Raw genomic sequence first — 18388 nt, forward strand, 5'->3', positions numbered from 1 at the left:
GGGGACCGGCAACCTCCGCCGGGGGCACGGCGTCGAACTCGCAACAAGTTCACAACCCATCCCCGGGGGGCCGGTATGCGTGCACGGCGTGCGTTCGCGGTACTACTTCTCACTGCCTCACTCGGCCTCGCCGGGTGCGGCGCAGGCGGTTCCGACTCCGGCGACAAGGCGCAGAGCGTGGCGAAACCGGCCGCGCGTGACGCGGAGGGCGCGGCCGGCTCGGGACAGGCGGCCGACGAGGCGGCGGGGGCGCCCGCCGAGGACGGCGCGGATCGTGACGGCGCCGCGAAGCCGTCGGCGCTGCCGAGCACCCACGTCATCCGCACGGCCACGCTCGAGGTGGAGGTCGAGGACGCCACCAAGGCGCTCGCCGCGGCCCGCAGGGCGGCGGGGAACGCGGGCGGACACGTGGAGAACGAGAGCACCGAGCGGATCGACGACACGCACGTCACGTCGAACGTCGTGCTGCGGGTGCCGCAGGAGCGTTACGAAGCGGTGCTCGCCGAACTGGCCGGAGCCGGGAAGCTGTTGTCCCGCACGGCCGACGCGAAGGACGTCACCGGCCAGGTCGTGGACGTCGAGAGCCGTATCGCGACCCAGCGGGCGAGCGTCGCCCGGGTACGGGCGCTGATGGACCGGGCGACGAAGCTGTCGGACGTCGTCACGCTCGAGGCGGAGCTGAGTACCCGTCAGGCCGACCTGGAATCGCTGCTCGCACAGCAGGCGACGCTGAAGGACCGCACGTCGCTCGCGACGATCACGCTGACGCTGTCGGAGAAGGAGCGCGAGGAGACCGAGAAGGAGGACGACGGCCCCGGCTTCCTCGACGCGCTCGGCGGCGGCTGGGACGCGCTGGTCGCGACGCTCCGCTGGGTCGCGGTGGCGGTCGGCGCGGTCGCTCCCTTCGCGGCCCTGGGCGCGGTGCTGTACGCGGTGTGGCGGTGGCTGGTACGGCCCCGGCTGCCCCGGCGTCCGGCCGGGCCCACGGCTCCCGCGTCCACTCTCCCGGCCGCGCCCCCGGTCACGGAGGACTGAACGGCCCCTCCCCCGTAGCGTGTTCCCCATGACAGCGACCGAACGGCTGGTGATCATCGGGGGTGACGCGGCGGGCATGTCCGCCGCGTCGCAGGCGCGCAGGATGAAGGGACCGGACGAGCTGGAGATCGTCGCGTTCGAACGCGGCCACTTCAGCTCGTTCTCGGCGTGCGGCATCCCGTACTGGGTGGGCGGTGATGTAGGCGAGCGCGACGAACTGATCGCGCGCACCCCCGAGGAGCACCGCGAGCGGGCCATCGATCTGCGCATGCGCACCGAGGTGACGGAGATCGACGTCGCGGGCGGCCGGGTGCGCGCTCGCGACGCCGGGACGGGCGCCGAATCGTGGACCGGCTACGACAAGCTGGTGATCGCGACCGGCGCCCGGCCGATCCGCCCCGCGCTGCCGGGTATCGACGCGCCCGGTGTGCACGGCCTGCAGACCCTCGACGACGGCCAGGCACTGCTGGACACCCTCTCCCGCACGGAGGGCCGGCGCGCGGTCGTCGTCGGCGCCGGCTACATCGGCGTCGAGATGGCGGAGGCACTCCTCAAGCGCGGCTACGAGGTGACGGTCGTCAACCGCGGCGAGCAGCCGATGGCGACCCTGGACCCCGACATGGGCCGGCTGGTCCACGAGGCGATGTCCGGCATGGGCATCACCACCGTCTCCGGTACGGCCGTCACGGGGATCCGCACCGATGACGACGGCCGGGTCCGGGCCGTCGTCACCGACGGCGGCGAACACCCGGCGGACGTCGTGGTCCTCGGCATCGGCGTCGAACCGGAGACGGCCCTCGCCCGCGCGGCCGGCCTGCCGCTCGGTAGCCACGGCGGCCTGCTCACCGACCTCGCGATGCGGGTCCGCGGCCACGAGAACATCTGGGCCGGCGGCGACTGCGTCGAGGTCCTCGACCTCGTCTCCGGCCGCGAACGCCACATCGCGCTCGGCACGCACGCCAACAAGCACGGACAGGTCATCGGCGCGAACGCGGGCGGCGGGTACGGCACGTTCCCGGGCGTCGTCGGCACCGCGGTGAGCAAGGTCTGCGAACTGGAGATCGCCCGCACGGGCCTGCGGGAGAAGGACGCCCGCGCGGTGGGCCTTCAGTACGTGACGGCGACCATCGAGTCGACGAGCCGCGCCGGCTATTACCCGGCCGCCGCTCCGATGACGGTGAAGATGCTCGCGGAACGCCGCACGGGCCGCCTGCTGGGCGTCCAGATCGTGGGGCGGGAGGGCGCGGGCAAACGCGTGGACGTCGCGGCGGTTGCGCTGACGGCCGGTATGACCGTCGAACAGATGACGGCGCTGGACCTCGGCTACGCCCCGCCGTTCTCCCCGGTCTGGGACCCGGTTCTGGTGGCGGCCCGCAAGGCGTCGGCGGCGGTGCGGGCGGGAGCGTAGACGGTCGTGGGCGGGGGCGCCTCCTCGGTGCGACGAACGGCCCCATTTACCCAGAGTGATAAATTGCGCCAAATGCATCACCGTGCGTAACTCGGGACATGATCCGACACACAGTGCGAGCGCTCTGCGCCGCCTCACTCGTCATCGCGCCTCTCGCGATGAGCACCCCCGCCCACGCTCTGACCACATGCACCGTCAACGGCAGGACCGTCACGGGCACGACCGTGAACGGCACCGCCGGCAGCGACTTCATACGCTGCGGGGCCGTCGACGCCGGCGACACGGTCAACGGCCTCGGCGGCAACGACTACATCATCACGGGCCCGGTCAACGGCACCGTCCTCGGCGGCACCGGCAGCGACTACGTGCGGACCGGCGCGAACGCCGGCCTCGTGGACGGGGACGGCGGCTTCGACTACTGCGTCGTGGCGTCCGGCAACGAGCCCGTGAACTGCGAATACCCCTTCTGACCCGACGGCTCGCCGCGGTGCCGGCCGGCACCGCGGCGAGCCGCGTGTCCGGGCGGAATCAGCGCGCGGTCTGCTCGTGCACGTACGCCACCAGCCGCGTCAGCGCGTCCGGGTCCGTCGTCGGCAGCACCCCGTGCCCGAGGTTGAAGACGTGCCCCTCCAGCCCCGCGGCCGCGTCCAGCACCTCACGGGTCTTCGACTCGACCGCTTCCGGCGTGGAGAAGAGCACAGCCGGGTCCAGGTTCCCCTGGAGCGCCTTGCCGGGGCCGACCCGGCGCGCGGCCTCGTCCAGCGGGACGCGCCAGTCGACGCCGACCACGTCCGCGCCCGCCTCGCCCATGAGGCCGAGCAGTTCGCCCGTACCGACGCCGAAGTGGATCCGCGGGACGCCGTAGGAGGCGACGGCCTCGAAGACCTTGACCGACGCGGGCATCACCGAGCGCCGGTAGTCGGCGGGAGCCAGCGCACCCACCCACGAGTCGAAGAGCTGTACCGCGGACGCGCCGGCCTCGATCTGGACCTTCAGGAATGCGGAGGTGATCTCCGCGAGGCGGTCCAGCAGGTCGGCCCACAGCTGCGGGTCGCCGTACATCAGGGCCTTGGTGTTCTCGTGGTTGCGCGAGGGCCCGCCCTCCACGAGGTAGCTCGCGAGGGTGAAGGGCGCGCCGGCGAAGCCGATGAGTGGGGTCCCGCCGAGCTCGGCGGTGAGCATCCCCATGGCCTCGGTGACGTACCAGACGTCTTCCGGTGTGAGATCGCGCAGCCGCGTGAGGTCGGCGCGGGTGCGGATCGGCTCCGCGACCACCGGTCCGACGCCCGGTTTGATGTCGAGGTCGATGCCGATGGCCTTGAGCGGCACGACGATGTCGCTGAAGTAGATCGCCGCGTCGACCTTGTGCCGCCGGACGGGCTGCAGCGTGATCTCCGCGACGAGGTCGGGCCGCATGCACGACTCGAGCATCGGGATGCCTTCACGGACCTTCAGGTACTCGGGCAGTGAGCGGCCCGCCTGACGCATGAACCAGACCGGCGTGTGCGGCACCGGCTCGCGGCGGCACGCCTTCAGAAAAGCGGAGTCGTACGTCGTCTGGTGGCCCGGGGGGCGGTTGTTGGCGCTCACGCACTGAATCTTCGCATGTACGCGGGAAGTGCCCGCCCCGGCCCGGGTGTCCCTCCCTGCACGGAGCCCCCGTTCCGCCTACTCTTCCCCGCATGGCTGCGGCTCAGGGACATTTTTCCGATCATTCCAAAAGCGCTGACGAGAAGGGGAACCCCGAACCGAGCAGTGACCCGGGTACCGAAGCGGGGGCTGTTCCGCTTGCGTTCCGTCATGCGGTGGAGGCGCTGCGGTCGGCACGGCTGCGGCCGGAGATCGAGGTCGAACCGACCCGGCCTCCGCAGCGGCTCGCCCCGTACTCGTACGCACTGGAGGCGGCGGTCGTCGACGGCGAGGACGATCTCGCGGACGGCCGCCTGGTGCTGCTGCACGAGCCTGCCGGCCACGACGCCTGGAACGGTACGTTCCGGATGGTGACCCTGGTGCGGGCGGAGCTGGAACCGGAGATGGCGGCCGATCCGCTGCTGCCGGAGGTGTGCTGGTCCTGGCTGACGGGTGCGCTGGAGGCGCGCGGGCTGGCGTACGGGGAGCCGAGCGGCACCGTCACCCGTGCGGGGTCTCACTATTTCGGAGGACTCTCCGACCGGCGCCCCGCGACCCAGATCGAGATCCGTGCGTCATGGACGCCCGCGAGGGCCCTGGCGGCGCACCGGACACCGCCGCACACCTCGCGGCCTGGTGCGATCTGCTCTGCCAGATCGCCGGACTGCCGCCGTCCCCGGTCGGCCCGGCCGACAACGCGACGGGCGTGGTGACCCTTCCGCAGCGCCGCGGCCCCCAGCAGACCTGACCCTGCGGGGCCTCGGCGCGGGGAGACTGGCCGGGGCCGTGCGCCGGAGCAGCGGGCTCTCACACCGCCCGTGGACCGCCCGACTGAACGGTTCGCTCGTAGGATGATCGATCGCCTGTCCGAATTGCCCCGATTATTACTCACCAAATCGTGATCATTCTCTAAAGGCGGACGGGTTCGGTGCCGAAGAGGTCAATGACCCAACTGCACGGTTCGCCCCGGCTTCACCCCCCCGAGCCGGCTCCGTCCCGCACCTTTCCAGGAGGCCTGGTGTCCGTTCTTCTCGAGCAGCCCGCAAGCCTGGTCGCCTACCGCCCGAACAAGCCGACGGCCATGGTCGTCGTGGCCGACCCGCGCGTCCGTTCCACCGTCACCCGCCACCTGTGGGCACTCGGGGTCCGTGACGTCATCGAGGCGTCGTCCATCGCGGAGGCACGTCCCCGCGTCGGCAACCCGCGCGACATCTGCGTTGCCGACGTCCATCTGCCCGACGGTTCCGGGCTGACCCTCCTGTCCGAGACCCGCGCGGCGGGCTGGCCCAACGGCCTCGCCCTCTCCGCCGCCGACGACATCGGCGCCGTGCGCAACGCCCTGGCCGGCGGCGTCAAGGGTTACGTCGTCACCGGCACCCGAACCAACATCGGCCACCCGACCCGCCCCGGCGCCGCCCCCATCGGCGCCGCGGCGAACCGTATGCACCGCCGCCCCCCGGGTGCCCCGAGCCACCCGGGCGGCTACCGCGAGCTGTCCGGCCGCGAGGTCGAGGTCCTTCGCCTCGTCGCGGAAGGCCAGTCCAACAAGGCCATCGGCGTCTCGATGGGCCTGTCCGCGCTGACCGTCAAGAGCCACCTCGCCCGTATCGCCCGCAAGCTCGGCACGGGTGACCGTGCCGGAATGGTGGCCGTGGCACTGCGCACCGGAATCATCCACTGACCGCTTCGTCATTCCTTCCGCGCCTGTCGACGGAACGTTCCGTCGACAGGCGCGTTCCGTTCACAGATACCCTTGACACGTGACCGACGCCCAAGAGACCGCAGCAGAGACGACACTGCATACCACCGGGGGCGCCCCCTCGGACGACGAGGTCCCTGCCGCAGGGCTGCCGATCCCGTTGCTGGAGCCCCGTGAAGGCATTCCCCCGGTGGTCGCCGACGAGGCCGCGCTGGCCGAGGTGATCGCCGCCTTCGCCGCGGGCACCGGCCCCGTGGCCGTCGACGCGGAGCGCGCGTCCGGCTACCGCTACGGACAGCGCGCATACCTCGTACAGCTGCGCCGCGAGGGTGCCGGCACCGCGCTCGTCGACCCCGTCGGCTGCCCCGACCTGTCGGCGCTCGGCGACGCACTCGCCGACACGGAGTGGATCCTGCACGCCGCCACCCAGGACCTCCCCTGCCTGCGTGAAATAGGCATGGTGCCGGCGCGGATCTTCGACACGGAGCTGGCCGGGCGGCTCGGCGGTTTCCCGCGGGTCGGGCTCGGCGCGATGGTCGAAGGCGTCCTCGGCTACGCCTTGGAGAAGGGCCACTCCGCCGTCGACTGGTCCACCCGCCCGCTGCCCGAACCGTGGCTGCGGTACGCGGCGCTCGACGTGGAGCTGCTGGTCGACCTGCGCGACGCGCTGGAGAAGGAACTGGACCGGCAGGGCAAGCTCGACTGGGCCCACCAGGAGTTCGACGCGATCGCCTCGGCCCCGCCCCCGCCGCCGCGCCGCGATCCCTGGCGGCGTACGTCGGGGATGCACAAGGTGCGCCGCCGCCGCCAGATGGCGGTCGTGCGGGAGATGTGGACGGTGCGCGACCGGGCCGCCCAGCGCCGGGACGTGTCGCCCGGCAAGGTGCTCGGCGACGCCGCGATCGTGGAGGCCGCGCTCGCCCTGCCTGCGAACGTGCACGCCCTCACCGCCCTGCCCGGCTTCGGGCACCGGATGGGGCGGCGTCAGCTCGAGCAGTGGCAGGCCGCGGTCGACCGGGCCAAGGCTCTGCCGGACTCCGAGCTCCCGCAGCCGGGCCAGCCGCTGAACGGTCCCCCGCCGCCGCGGTCGTGGGCCGACAAGGACCCTGCCGCCGCGGCCCGTCTGTCCGCCGCGCGTGCGGCGGTCTCGGCGCTGGCGGAGGAGCTGAACATGCCGCAGGAGAACCTGATCACGCCGGACACCGTGCGGCGGGTGTGCTGGGAGCCACCCGTCGTGGTCACGGTCACATCGGTGGCCGACATGCTGGAGTCCCTCGGCGCGCGTCAGTGGCAGCGGCAGCTCGTCGCGCCGCTGCTGGCCGGGGCGCTCACGGCCGGCCCGGCGTAGCGGCCGCGTCCCCCGCGGGCCTGCCGGCCCGGTGAAGGTTCCGCGGCAGTGGGCGCTCAGCGCCCGCACCGCGGGGTCGCCCGTCCGCCGCCGGGCCAGGGCGAGCAGCGCGGGTGTCCTGACGTCGTCGGTCAGCCGGGCAGTCAGTCCGTCCTGATGCCCGGCGGCCATGGACTCGCTGAGCACCGCGACGCCGAGTCCGCGCCGGGCGAGGTCCGCCACGGCGTCCGCGGCGCTCGCCTGGAGCGCGATCCGGGGTTCGAACCCCGGGAAGGCAATACACCCCGAGGACATCACCCGCCTCTTCTTCGAACGCTCCAACGCGGGCGACGCGGCATGGGTGGCCGCGCTGTACGAGGAGGACGCGGTCCTGGCCTGTCCGCCGGGCCGGCAGACCGTGGGCCGCGAAGCGATCAGGGCCCTGTGGGAGAAGGCGCTGGCGAACGTGCCCAGGTTCCGTCCCGAGGCGCCGCTGCCCACACTGATCAGCGGGGATCTCGCGCTGACGTCCACCCCGCCGCCGGACGGTGCCGGGGCCCGGGCGCAGGTCGCCCGCCGCCGGCCGGACGGGAGCCGGCTGCGGGTGCTCCACCAGCCGGAGTTCGTGCCCCCGACGCACTGAGCGACCGCCGGACCGGGGCGTTTCGCGCCTGACCGGGGCGGGGAAGTGCTCGGCGCAGCCGCCTGCGACGTGTGACCTTCACCGCTCCCGGCCCAGGGGGTGGGCAGCCTGGTTACCCACAAGTAGCATGGGGCGAGCAAGCGCACGCTCAGCCGTGTGCCCGCAGCAGTGCAACCCCGCACCCTGGAGGAGAGCCATCGTGCCTCGTACCGTCAGGGACGTCGTCTTCGTCGACGGCGTCCGCACCCCGTTCGGCAAGGCGGGCCCGAAGGGCATCTACCACGAGACCCGCGCCGACGATCTCGTCGTGAAGGCCATCCGGGAACTGCTGCGCCGCAACCCGGCCCTCGACCCCGCGAAGATCGACGAGGTCGCCATCGCCGCGACCACGCAGATCGGTGACCAGGGTCTGACCCTCGGCCGTACCGCCGGCATCCTCGCCGGTCTGCCGCAGTCCGTGCCCGGCTACTCCATCGACCGGATGTGCGCCGGTGCGCTCACCGCCGTGACGAGCGTCGCCGGTTCCATCGCGTTCGGCGCGTACGACGCCGTCATCGCCGGTGGTGTCGAGCACATGGGCCGCCACCCCATGGGCGAGGGCGTCGACCCGAACCCGCGCTTCGTCAGCGAGAAGCTCGTCGACGAGTCGGCCCTCTTCATGGGCATGACCGCGGAGAACCTGCACGACCGGTACCCGCAGATCACCAAGCAGCGCGCCGACGAGTACGCCGTGCGTTCGCAGGAGAAGGCCGCCAAGGCGTACGCCGACGGCAAGATCCAGCAGGACCTGGTGCCGGTCTCCGTCCGCCGCACCAACCCCGAGGCCGGCGAGACCGGCTGGGGCCTGGTCACCGCCGACGAGCCGATGCGCCCGGGCACCACGCTCGAGTCCCTCGCGGGCCTGAAGACGCCGTTCCGCGTCCACGGCCGCGTCACCGCCGGCAACGCCGCGGGCCTGAACGACGGCGCCACCGCCTCGATCATCGCGTCCGAGGAGTTCGCCCGCGAGCACAACCTCCCGGTCAAGATGCGTCTCGTCTCGTACGCCTTCGCCGGTGTCGAGCCGGAGGTCATGGGTTACGGCCCGATCCCGGCGACCGAGAAGGCCCTCGCCAAGGCCGGCCTGTCGATCGAGGACATCAACCTCTTCGAGATCAACGAGGCCTTCGCCGTCCAGGTGCTGGCGTTCCTCGAGCACTACGGCATCGCCGACGACGACGCGCGCGTCAACCAGTACGGCGGCGCCATCGCGTACGGCCACCCGCTGGCCTCCTCCGGCGTGCGTCTGATGACGCAGCTGGCCCGCCAGTTCGAGGAGCAGCCGGAGGTCCGCTACGGCCTCACCACGATGTGCGTCGGCTTCGGCATGGGCGCCACGGTCATCTGGGAGAACCCGCACCACAAGGACGCCGGAGGCGACAAGTGACCACCACCGCTGAACTCCTGAAGGGCGCAGCCGAGCTGTTCCCCGACGAGGTCGTCACGCAGGCGCACGTACGCCACCTCGACCTCCCCGGCGGCGCCGGGCGCTTCGCGCTCGTCACGCTGGACAACGGCCTGGACCACACCAAGCCGACCACCTTCGGCCCGCAGTCGCTCGCGAACCTGAACACCGCGATCGACCAGGTCGAGGCGGAGGCGGCGAACGGCGACATCGTCGGCGTCGGCGTCACCGGCAAGCCGTTCATCTTCGCCGTGGGCGCGGACCTCAAGGGCGTGGAGCTGCTCAAGGAGCACTCCGACGCGCTCGCCATCGGCAAGGGCGGCCACGACGTCTTCAAGCGTCTCTCCGGCCTCGCGGTCCCGACCTTCGCGTACTACAACGGCGCGGCCATGGGCGGCGGCGTCGAGGTCGGTCTGCACTGCTCGTACCGCACCGTCTCCAAGGCGATCCCGGCCTTCTCGCTGCCCGAGGTCTTCCTCGGGCTCGTCCCCGGCTGGGGCGGCTGCGCGATCCTGCCGAACCTGATCGGCGCGGACCGCGCGGTCTCGGTCATCATCGAGAACTCGCTCAGCCAGAACAGGCAGCTCAAGGGCGCGCAGGTCTTCGAGCTCGGCATCGCCGACGCGATCTTCGAGGGCGCGGACTTCCTGGAGCAGTCCCTCGTCTGGACGGCGTCCGTCCTCAAGGGCGAGATCGCCGTCGAGCGTCCCGAGGTCGACCGCGGCGAGGCCTGGGACCAGGCCGTCGCCAAGGGCCGGTTCATCGCCGACTCCAAGGTGCACGGCGCGGCCCCGGCCGCGTACCGCGCCCTCGACATCATCGAGGCCGCCAAGGACGGTGACCTGCAGAAGGGCTTCGACGCCGAGGACCAGGCCCTGGCCGACCTCATCATGGGCGGCGAACTGCGCTCCGGCATCTACGCCTTCAACCTGGTCCAGAAGCGCGGCAAGCGCCCGGCCGGCGCGCCGGACAAGAGCCTGGCCCGCCCGGTCACCAAGGTCGGCGTCGTGGGCGCCGGTCTGATGGCCTCGCAGCTGGCGCTGCTGTTCCTGCGCCGCCTCGAGGTGCCGGTCGTGCTGACCGACATCGACCAGGAGCGCATCGACAAGGGCGTGGGCTACGTCCACGCCGAGATCGAGAAGCTGCTCGGCAAGGGCCGCATCAACCAGGACAAGGCCAACCGCCTCAAGGCCCTGGTGACCGGTGTGCTCGACAAGGCCGAGGGCTTCGCGGACGCGGACTTCGTCATCGAGGCCGTGTTCGAGGAGATGAGCGTCAAGCAGAAGGTGTTCGCGGAGGTGGAGGCGGTCGCCCCGGCGCACGCGATCCTCGCCACCAACACCTCGTCGCTGTCGGTCTCCGAGATGGCGTCGCAGCTGAGGCACCCCGAGCGGGTCGTCGGCTTCCACTTCTTCAACCCGGTCGCGGTCCTGCCGCTGCTGGAGATCGTCCGCGGTGAGAAGACGGACGACGCTTCGCTGGCCACCGCGTTCGGTGTCGCGAAGAAGCTCAAGAAGACCGCGGTGCTCACCAAGGACGCCCCGGCGTTCGTCGTGAACCGCATCCTGACCCGCTTCATGGGCGAGATCCAGAACGTCATCGACGAGGGCACCCCGGTGGCCACCGCCGAGAAGGCCATCGAGCCCCTCGGCCTGCCGATGTCGCCGCTGGTCCTGCTGGAGCTCGTCGGCCCGGCCATCGGCCTCCATGTCTCCGAGACCCTGAACCGCGCCTTCCCGGAGCGCTTCACGGTCTCCGAGAACCTGGCCGCGGTCGTCAAGGCCGGCAAGCGCGGCTTCTACGTCTACGACTCCGGGAAGCCGGAGCTGGACCCGGAGGTCGCCGCGCTCCTCAAGCAGGGCGACACCGTCCTGACGGAGGAGCAGGTCCGCGACCGCGTCCTGGACGCCGTCGCGCAGGAGATCGGCCTGATGCTCGAGGAGGGTGTCGTGGCCGAGGCCCAGGACATCGACCTCTGCCTGATCACGGGCGCCGGTTGGCCCTTCCACCTGGGCGGCATCACGCCGTACCTGGACCGTGAGGGTGTCTCCCAGCGGGTGAACGGCAAGCCGTTCCTCGCTCCGGGCGTGGCGAGCGTCCCGGCGTAACGCACACAGCTCCGCCCCGGTACCGCTCACGCGGTGCCGGGGCGGAGGCGTTTTCGGGTCCGCGTGCGGCGGGCCGTCACCAACTCGGTTCGTGCGGGAGGTGCTCGCACGCGGAACCGCAGTCACGCCGGGCCCCCGCGGACCCGCTGAGCCAGTTGTCCTGAGGGATGCCGTGGACCTTGATCGTCAACCCTGCCGGGTCGGAGCGCAGGGCGCTGAAGACGGAGACGAACTCGAGGTGGTGGACGCCCGGTTCCCAGTCGTGCGGGTGTCTCAGGCTCCAGGTGCCGTCGTCCTTGACGGGCGCCTCGGCGATCAGCCGTCCGCTCTCCAGGACGACGACCTTGCGCACGCCCTGGGCGGCCGTGCCGGAGAACTTCGGCCGAGGGCCGCTCCACACGCCTTCCTTCGGGCCGAGGACGACCGGCGCCTCCACCTGGTCGCGGACGACGAAGGCGACGGCGGAGACCGGCGACATGCCGTGGTCATGGAGCCCGACGGCCTGCAGGACATGCTCCCCCGCCGGCCAGCCGACCACCCGCCGCCACAGCCATGTGCCCTCGGCGTTGACGGAGGTACCGCCGACGTATTCGCCCGCGCCGTCGAAGAACAGGAGGTACGAGGTGCCGGGGTCGGCCTGGCCCGTGAACTTCGGGTAGGCGCTGACCATCTGTCCGTGCGCCGGCGAGGAGACGACCGGCGGGGCGCCCGTGCGGTGCTGCTCGGCAAGCGCCCCCTCCGGGTGCTGGACGGTGAACTCGGGCAGCAGCGGCGGGTAGTGGCCGGGTGCCAGCCGCGCCGGGTCCACCACGCCCGGGGCGATACCGGGGGTGCCCTGGAGCGCTTCGGCGAACAGCCTGGCCACTTCGCGGGCGCCCAGGTCGTTGAAGTGCGCCGAGTCGATGATGCCTTCGGGGTGGTTCGGGTGCGCTCCGGCGTCCTCCCACCGGAACAGGCCGCGCGCCCTGGAACAGCCGAGCTGTTGCAGCAGCCGGGTCGTGATCAGGTTCAGATCGATGAGCGCGGCCCCGGCCTCCGCGGCGGCCTCCCGCGCGTACTGCGGATAGCCGCCGTGGGTGTCCACCACGTTGCCGTGCACGTCGAAGACACAGCGTGCGGCCGGGGTGAGCACGAGCGGAATCGCGCCCTCGCCGCGGATGGCCTCCACGTAGAGCTTCAGGTACTCCTTGAACTCACGGGGTCCGTGGAAGCGGAGCGCCACGTTGAGGCGCTGTTCCACGGCGCCGAAGTCGATGGCCACGAAGTCGCCGGGCTCGAGAAGGTTCAGGAGTTTCACGAACCGGCCGGTGAAGTAGGAGCGCAGCGTCATCGCGTCGCGGGCGTAGTTCTTGACCTCGTACCCGGGCCCCAGGAATTCCTGGACGTACTGGCCCCAGCCGGCCATCGGGGACTCCTCCGGGCGGCGTGAGGTCGCGACGGAATTACCCAGGATGCAGAACTTGTTCACGTCTGTCCTTACAGAGGCCAGCCGGGCAGGCGGCCGGCATGGAAGAGTTGGTTGCGCGCCGATCCCGCCTCGAACTGGCTCGCGATCGGGAAATAGCTGGGGAGGAAGGCGGCGAGCGTCGCGTCCTGTTCGTCCTCCGAGACGTCGCCGTCATGGAAGTCGTTCAGGCAGAAGACGTCGTTGGAGCGTGCGGCGAGAAGGTGGTTGAGCTTCTTGACCTGCTCGCTGATACCCACGTTGACGAAGCCGCTGGAGATGCTGCCGGGCACGCTGCGTGCGGTGTAGTAGCCGAAGTAGTGGTGCAGCGAGGAGGCGACCGACACGTCGGAGCGGTCCCTCAGCTGGCTCGCGGCCGTGGCCCGGAAATGGTCGGGGAAGGTCCGTTCGAGGTCGTACATCACACTGCGCCGCAACGGGTGCGGTGCGTGGATGAACGAGTTGACGAGGAGCCGTCCGAACGCCCAGGAGATCAGTTCCCTGTTGTTCTTCGCCGCGCTGCGGCTGTACTCGTCGGTGAGCTGGACCGGGTTCATCGGAATGGCGTTCGACGACATGAAGTGCTTGGACTGCCCGTTACCGAGGAAGAAGAGGCTCGGCTGGATCGGCTTGGCCACGAAGACGTCGTCGTTGAAATACAGGAACTGCTCCGAGAGATCCTCGATGTGGTGCATCCGGCTCTCGATGGCATGCGAGTTGTACGTGGGCAGCACGCCGTCGTCGCCGAATATCTCGGTGTGGTCCACCACCCGTACACGCGGGTGGTCCGGGTCGAGCCAGGCCGGCACCTGTCGGTCCGTCACGATGTAGATGGTGCGGATCCACGGTGCGTACATGTCGAGCGAGCGCAGGGAGTACCGCAGTTCGTCGCGGTTGCGGAAGCGGGCGGCGCTGGCCGCCGCGTCCTCGGTGTCCATGCCCTTCGCGGCGAGCACCGCGTTCTTCCGCTCCAGCCAGTCGACGTCCGATCCGTCGACCCAGGTGTAGACGGCGTCGATGGGGAAGGCGACGTCGTGGTGCAGGGTCTGCTCGAAGGGTGTGATCGTCGGATACCGCCGCCCGCCCAGAACGGTGGGAACCCGGGTCAGGGCCTCCTTGGGGATCCGGGAGCCGATCAGAGTGCGCAGCGGGGAGGTCATGTGGTCCGGCTCCTGCGCATCCTCCTCCCAGAAGGAGATCGTGCACCCGTACGCCGCCCCGAGCCGCAGCGTGCGCGCCGGGGTGACCACGTTCTGGTAGACCCGCACACCGGCACAGGGCGTGGTCACGTGATCGGTGGCCAGCGAGGCCAGCGTCGTCGTCATGGCGGCGTCGGAGTCGTTGAGCAGGGCCATGTACACCGCCTGGCCCTGGCAGCTGTCGGCGAGTGCCTTGAGCGCTGCCTCCCGCTGTCCCACGAAGACGGCGAGACTGTGCCTGATCTTGGACGTACGCGTCACGAAGTACGGGATCCCGCCCTGCTCGAGGGCGTTCGCGGCCAGGGCGAGGTTGGCCTGCATCACGTCGAACGGCGTCTCTGTGTCGGTGACCCGGCAGATCTGTCCCCCGTCACGCACCAGCCCGGTCCCGCCCTGCAGAACCCGCTTCTCCGCGTTGGAGAGCCGGCGGGAGTGCTGGGTGCTCGGCGGGGCGGCGGCGGCCGGCCGGCCCTTGCCGTCGACTCCGCAATGCAGGGCGTACGCCGCCACCCGCTCCGCCTTCATCAGCTCCCGGCGGCCGGAAAGCAGATCGGCACGCAGCGCGGCGAGCAGCGTCTCCCACCCCTCCGTAGGCCGGAACCTGGCGGCGCAGGAGGCGGCCGACCGGCCCAACGAGTGGCGCATCTCCTGCTGCTCGATCACCGCGAGCAGGACCGACGCGAGGGCCTCGACGTCCCCCGGGGTCACCAGCAGGCCGGTCTGGCCCTCCATCACGACGTCGCGGGAGACACCCGGCGCGTCGTAGGCGATGACCGGGACCCCTGCCGACTGGGCCTCCATCAATGAGAGGCCGACCGCGTCCTCGTCGGCGGTGCTCACCGCGATGCTCGCCTTCGCCCACTCCTCCGCCTGGTGGGGCGCTTCACCGATGAACTGCACACTGCCCTGGAGGCCCAGCTGGTCCCGGCGCTGCCGCAGCGCCCTGCCGTACGGCCCGTCGCCGAGGATCCGCAGCGTCCATGTGGGGTGGAGATCGCTGACCTTGGCCCAGGCGCCGAGCACGTCCCCTATCCGGGACTCCTTCTCCAGCCGGGAAGCCATGGTCACCATCCGCGTCTCCAGGGTGGAGCGCGGCCGGAAGCCTTCGGGCAGGCCCGGCGGCAGATGCGTCAGCCTGGCCGCGCCAGGGCCGAAGGTGTCGGCGAACCACTGCTCCGAGCGCGCGCCGGAGAACGTGAGGGCGTCGCACCGCGCGCCGTGCAGGGCCAGCGGCTCCCGCTCCGCTCCCCCGCTCTCCACGGCACGCAGCTCGTGGTGGACGGTGAGCACACTCGCGGGCGCGAACCGGGCCACGTACGCGAGCAGCGCCGGGGAGGTCGGGACGACCACGTCGGCGTCGAGGCCCTGGAGGAAGTACTCGAGTTCGATGTCGGCGAGCCGGTGGTACTGGCCGTCCCAGCGCCGCTCGACGATCTCGCTGGGCATGGCGGCCAGGGCCGCCCCGGTCGCGGCGTCCGGTCCCGTACGGCGCACGGCCTGATGGACCGACTCCGCCGCCTCGACGAGGAACTGGACGGCGACCCGTTCGTCCGGGGACACGAAACGCCTGCGCCGCGCCTTGAAGACGCTGACCACACTGACCTCGTGACGGTGGGCGAGCAGGGACGCATGCTGGAACACGGCGCGTTCGGCATCGCTCATGACATCCGCACGCGCCAGCAGGAACGCGATCTTCATACAGAACCCTCTACTTGCCCTCTGCCTCGCGGCTGCAGGTGAGCCGGAAGTTGCCCGCCGGGGTGTAGCGGGGCTCGACCACCATCAGCCGCTCCCGCTGCGGAGCGACCGTGATCCTCCGCATCCCGAACACCTTGCCGGGGTCGCGCACGTCGTGCAGCCGCCTGGCCAGGCGCAGCGGACGCTTGGCACCCCCGGTGTGCACCATGACGTCCCAGTGCACACGCCGGCCGCTGTCGGGGACCATCTCGGACAGCGGCACTTCGACCCGCCACAGTCCCGGGACCGTCTCGGACAGGGGCCGTTCGACGCTGTGTCCGGCCGCCACGAACTCGGCCACCGGGCGGTCGGCGCGCACGCCGAAGAGATAGAGGTCCAGCTCCACGCCGGAATGGGCCGAGTGGACGTTCGCGACCTCGGCCGCCGGACCGGCCTTGCTGCACACGATCCGCGCGTCGCCTCGCAGCGTGCGGCCCACGCGGTAGCGGTCGCCGCTGACCGGCGAGGCGCTCATCGCACCGGTCGGGCCGCCGGTGGGGGTGGGGAGCTCACGGAGCAGCAGGGGCATCCGGCGCGACCTGTTCCCGATGCCGACCCGCAGCCGCAGCTTCCAGCGCCCGTGCCCGACCGGCAGTCCGCCGGCCCGCGCCCCGAAGAGGACGGCCGCGTCCATCAGCAGCCGGCCTCCGCTCTCGTACACCGTCGCCGGCACCCGATGGCGGCTGCCCCGGCGCCGGACGAGGATCTCCGCACTGTCCGCGGCCCTGACGGACGGCGGCAGCACGGCGTGGAGGTTGAGCGTCTGTCCGTCGAGCAGTGCCGCGTAGCGCAGCACAGCGGTACCGCTCTCCCGCCGGGGCAGGAAGAAGCGGGTCATCACGCGCAGGCGGACGGCGCCGAAGCGGGCACGGACGCCGCGGCGGGCGGCGCCCAGGCGTCTGCGGACACGGCTCATGCGCTCAGCCCCAGGCCGTCGGTACGCGGGGCCGCGAGCGCCTCGGCGCCGGCCTGCTCGTACGGGCTGGGAACCGGGAAGTACGTGCTCAGGAACGTGTCGATCATGCGTGCCTGGGCGTCGGGATCGTCGGCCACGACGGTGTCGTTGATGCAGAACGTGTCGAAGTCCCGCTTCGCCAGCAGGGAGTTGAGACGCCGCTGCGCGAGCTTGTCCGCGAGATCGATGTAGACGTACCGGATGTCGCCGACGGTCGCCCGGGCGGAGTGGTACGCGTAGTAGTGGTGCAGCGACGAGGCGATGGGCACGTCGTGCGGCGAGCGGAAGCGGGAGTGCTGGGTGACCCGGTGCGCCTGGGCGTAGACCTGCTCGATCTCGTCGAGGACGCTGCGCCGCAGGGCGTGCGGGGTGTGCTTCATCTTCTGCGAGATGACCGTGCCGAACTGCTGGGCGATCAGGCCTCGGCTGTTCTTGCCGGCCGCGTTGACCGGCAGGTCGTCGGGGCCCGCGCTGCCCGAGGGGATCAGCGCCTTGGACATGAAGAACTTGGTCAGTCCGTTGGGGTGGAAGAACTGCCCGGGCCGGACGGGACGGCCGAAGAAGACGTCGTCGTTCAGGTACAGGAAGTGCTCCGCGAGGTCCGGTATGTGGTGCAGCTGGCTCTCGATCGCGTGCGAGTTGAAGGTCGGCAGCGCGTCGGGGTCCGAGAAGATCTCGCGGTGGTCCACGACCCGCAGTCCGGGGTGGTCGGTGTTCAGCCACCACGGCACCTGGCCGGCGGTGACGAGGTGGATCCGGCGTACCCACGGGGCGTACTGGTGGAGTGCGCGGAGGGAGAAGAGGAGTTCGTCGCGGCTGGTGTAGCGGGAGTCGTTGGCGGCCTGCTCGTGCAGCGGCGTCGCGTCGGCCGCCCCCTTCCCGTCGCGGACCGCGTCCCTGCTGGCGCGCCACTGCGGGTCGTCGCCGTCGACCCATGTGTAGACGACGTCGATCGGGAAGAGGTGGTCCTCGGGGAGCGGTGCCGCGAACTCGGGCAGAGTGCGGGCGTAACCGGTCGTGTAGGCGGCCGGGACGGTGCTGAACAGGGTCTGCGGGGCCCAGCCGGTCTCCCGTGCTGACGGCACCTCGGTGACCACCCGGTTGGGGCGCGGAGCGACGAGCCGGCCGTCGGCCTCCGTCCAGAACTCCAGGTCGCAGCCCGATTCCGCGCCGAAGACGAGTTCGCCGGTCGGGTCGCACACGTACCAGGCCAGACGCAGGACCTTCTGCGACGTCAGCCGCCGCCAGGTCTTCGCGGAGGCGCCCGGGTGCATCCGGGCGCCGGTGGTGCCGACGTAGCCGGGGTTGCGCCCGAACACCAGCCGCAGCACTTCCTCCACGTCGCCTCTGGAACCGGAGGGCACCGCCACACAAGGAAGGGGGCCGGACACTCCGCGGACGCAGAAGTAGTCGATGTCCGCGGCCTCGAGTGCGGCGACGACGATGTGCAGGTTCCGCGCCCGGGCGGCCCAGGCGGTGGCTCCGGGCACAAGAGTGGCGCGGGCGTGCCTGCCGCCCACCTTCACGACCTTGAGCAGCGCGGCGGCACTGTGACGGGCCGGCTTGCGGCGCCCGCCGAGCATGCGGACGACTGCTGCGGTACGCATCGCGTCGGCGAGCGCCAACGCGGCCATGACCGCGTTGCGCAGCGGCTGCGGGACCCGCCGGACAATCTTCCTGCGGGCACGGACCGGCACGAGAGATCGATAAGTCGACACAAGCGTGCTGGCCTCGGGATTCTCGAGGCTGACCACTGAACT

At 71.3% G+C, this 18388-nt stretch carries 13 protein-coding genes and 2 pseudogenes; 9 read left to right on the forward strand and 6 right to left on the reverse strand.

What is annotated here, in order from left to right; genetic code table 11:
• Positions 1–75 precede the first annotated feature (75 nt).
• The 3 genes from GLX30_RS08290 to GLX30_RS08300 all read left to right on the forward strand — a co-directional run bounded on the left by GLX30_RS08290 (position 76) and on the right by GLX30_RS08300 (position 2913).
• Positions 76–1035: a DUF4349 domain-containing protein gene (locus GLX30_RS08290; protein WP_159685448.1), complete on the forward strand. Its 960-nt coding sequence runs from the start codon at positions 76–78 to the stop codon at positions 1033–1035.
• Between the two features lie 28 nt (positions 1036–1063).
• Positions 1064–2443 (forward strand): FAD-dependent oxidoreductase, encoded by a 1380-nt coding sequence (locus tag GLX30_RS08295; protein WP_159685450.1) that lies wholly within the window; start codon positions 1064–1066, stop codon positions 2441–2443.
• 98 nt (positions 2444–2541) lie between these two features.
• Complete coding sequence (locus GLX30_RS08300; protein WP_159685453.1) at positions 2542–2913, forward strand: hypothetical protein; 372 nt, start codon at positions 2542–2544, stop codon at positions 2911–2913.
• Positions 2914–2971: 58 nt separating this feature from the next.
• On the opposite strand, the gene hemE is transcribed toward GLX30_RS08300, so the two are convergent.
• Positions 2972–4033, reverse strand: coding sequence for a uroporphyrinogen decarboxylase (gene hemE, locus GLX30_RS08305; protein WP_159685455.1), 1062 nt, complete (start codon positions 4031–4033; stop codon positions 2972–2974).
• Positions 4034–4125: 92 nt separating this feature from the next.
• Between hemE and GLX30_RS08310 the strand changes: the two are divergent.
• From GLX30_RS08310 to GLX30_RS08320, 3 genes and pseudogenes are all read left to right on the forward strand, one after another.
• Positions 4126–4820 (forward strand): annotated as a pseudogene (locus tag GLX30_RS08310) (DUF3000 domain-containing protein).
• 270 nt (positions 4821–5090) lie between these two features.
• A complete protein-coding gene (locus tag GLX30_RS08315; protein WP_005310513.1) occupies positions 5091–5753 on the forward strand; it encodes a response regulator transcription factor in 663 nt (220 codons plus the stop codon).
• Positions 5754–5832: 79 nt separating this feature from the next.
• Positions 5833–7119 (forward strand): HRDC domain-containing protein, encoded by a 1287-nt coding sequence (locus GLX30_RS08320; RefSeq protein ID WP_159685458.1) that lies wholly within the window; start codon positions 5833–5835, stop codon positions 7117–7119.
• Positions 7120–7215: 96 nt separating this feature from the next.
• On the opposite strand, the pseudogene GLX30_RS36115 reads toward GLX30_RS08320, so the two are convergent.
• Positions 7216–7341: pseudogene (locus GLX30_RS36115) on the reverse strand (LysR family transcriptional regulator); the annotation flags it as partial.
• Here GLX30_RS36115 and GLX30_RS08330 point away from each other — a divergent pair.
• From GLX30_RS08330 to GLX30_RS08340, 3 genes are all read left to right on the forward strand, one after another.
• Complete coding sequence (locus GLX30_RS08330; protein ID WP_159685460.1) at positions 7289–7741, forward strand: nuclear transport factor 2 family protein; 453 nt, start codon at positions 7289–7291, stop codon at positions 7739–7741. The pseudogene GLX30_RS36115 and the gene GLX30_RS08330 overlap by 53 nt on opposite strands.
• A 199-nt stretch (positions 7742–7940) precedes the next feature.
• Entirely contained in the window at positions 7941–9167 is a 1227-nt protein-coding gene (locus GLX30_RS08335) for an acetyl-CoA C-acyltransferase (protein WP_159685463.1), read from the forward strand.
• Positions 9164–11293 carry a 3-hydroxyacyl-CoA dehydrogenase NAD-binding domain-containing protein gene (locus GLX30_RS08340; protein ID WP_159685465.1) on the forward strand — a complete coding sequence of 710 codons (2130 nt, stop codon included), beginning with the start codon at positions 9164–9166 and terminating at the stop codon, positions 11291–11293. The genes GLX30_RS08335 and GLX30_RS08340 overlap by 4 nt, the downstream gene beginning before the upstream one ends.
• A gap of 76 nt (positions 11294–11369) precedes the next feature.
• On the opposite strand, the gene GLX30_RS08345 is transcribed toward GLX30_RS08340, so the two are convergent.
• From GLX30_RS08345 to GLX30_RS08360, 4 genes are read right to left on the reverse strand one after another with little or no spacing between them, the layout of a single operon-like run.
• Complete coding sequence (locus tag GLX30_RS08345) at positions 11370–12761, reverse strand: hypothetical protein (RefSeq protein WP_159685468.1); 1392 nt, start codon at positions 12759–12761, stop codon at positions 11370–11372.
• A gap of 8 nt (positions 12762–12769) precedes the next feature.
• Complete coding sequence (locus tag GLX30_RS08350; protein ID WP_159685470.1) at positions 12770–15634, reverse strand: stealth conserved region 3 domain-containing protein; 2865 nt, start codon at positions 15632–15634, stop codon at positions 12770–12772.
• 10 nt (positions 15635–15644) lie between these two features.
• Positions 15645–16589, reverse strand: coding sequence for a hypothetical protein (locus tag GLX30_RS08355; RefSeq protein WP_159685473.1), 945 nt, complete (start codon positions 16587–16589; stop codon positions 15645–15647).
• On the reverse strand, positions 16586–18382 hold the full coding sequence (locus GLX30_RS08360; protein WP_208545390.1) for a stealth family protein: 1797 nt from the start codon (positions 18380–18382) through the stop codon (positions 16586–16588). The genes GLX30_RS08355 and GLX30_RS08360 overlap by 4 nt, the downstream gene beginning before the upstream one ends.
• Positions 18383–18388: the final 6 nt, after the last annotated feature.

It is taken from the genome of Streptomyces sp. Tu 2975 (assembly GCF_009832925.1).
Taxonomy (GTDB): domain Bacteria; phylum Actinomycetota; class Actinomycetes; order Streptomycetales; family Streptomycetaceae; genus Streptomyces.

Excerpts from the sequence above, each read along its gene's own strand:
- GLX30_RS08295 (WP_159685450.1), top strand. The coding sequence starts at position 1,064 with ATGACAGCGACCGAACGGCTGGTGATCATCGGGGGTGACGCGGCGGGC.
- GLX30_RS08350 (WP_159685470.1), bottom strand. The coding sequence starts at position 15,634 with ATGAAGATCGCGTTCCTGCTGGCGCGTGCGGATGTCATGAGCGATGCC.
- GLX30_RS08290 (WP_159685448.1), top strand. The coding sequence starts at position 76 with ATGCGTGCACGGCGTGCGTTCGCGGTACTACTTCTCACTGCCTCACTC.
- GLX30_RS08300 (WP_159685453.1), top strand. The coding sequence starts at position 2,542 with ATGATCCGACACACAGTGCGAGCGCTCTGCGCCGCCTCACTCGTCATC.
- GLX30_RS08355 (WP_159685473.1), bottom strand. The coding sequence starts at position 16,589 with ATGAGCCGTGTCCGCAGACGCCTGGGCGCCGCCCGCCGCGGCGTCCGT.
- GLX30_RS08330 (WP_159685460.1), top strand. The coding sequence starts at position 7,289 with ATGGACTCGCTGAGCACCGCGACGCCGAGTCCGCGCCGGGCGAGGTCC.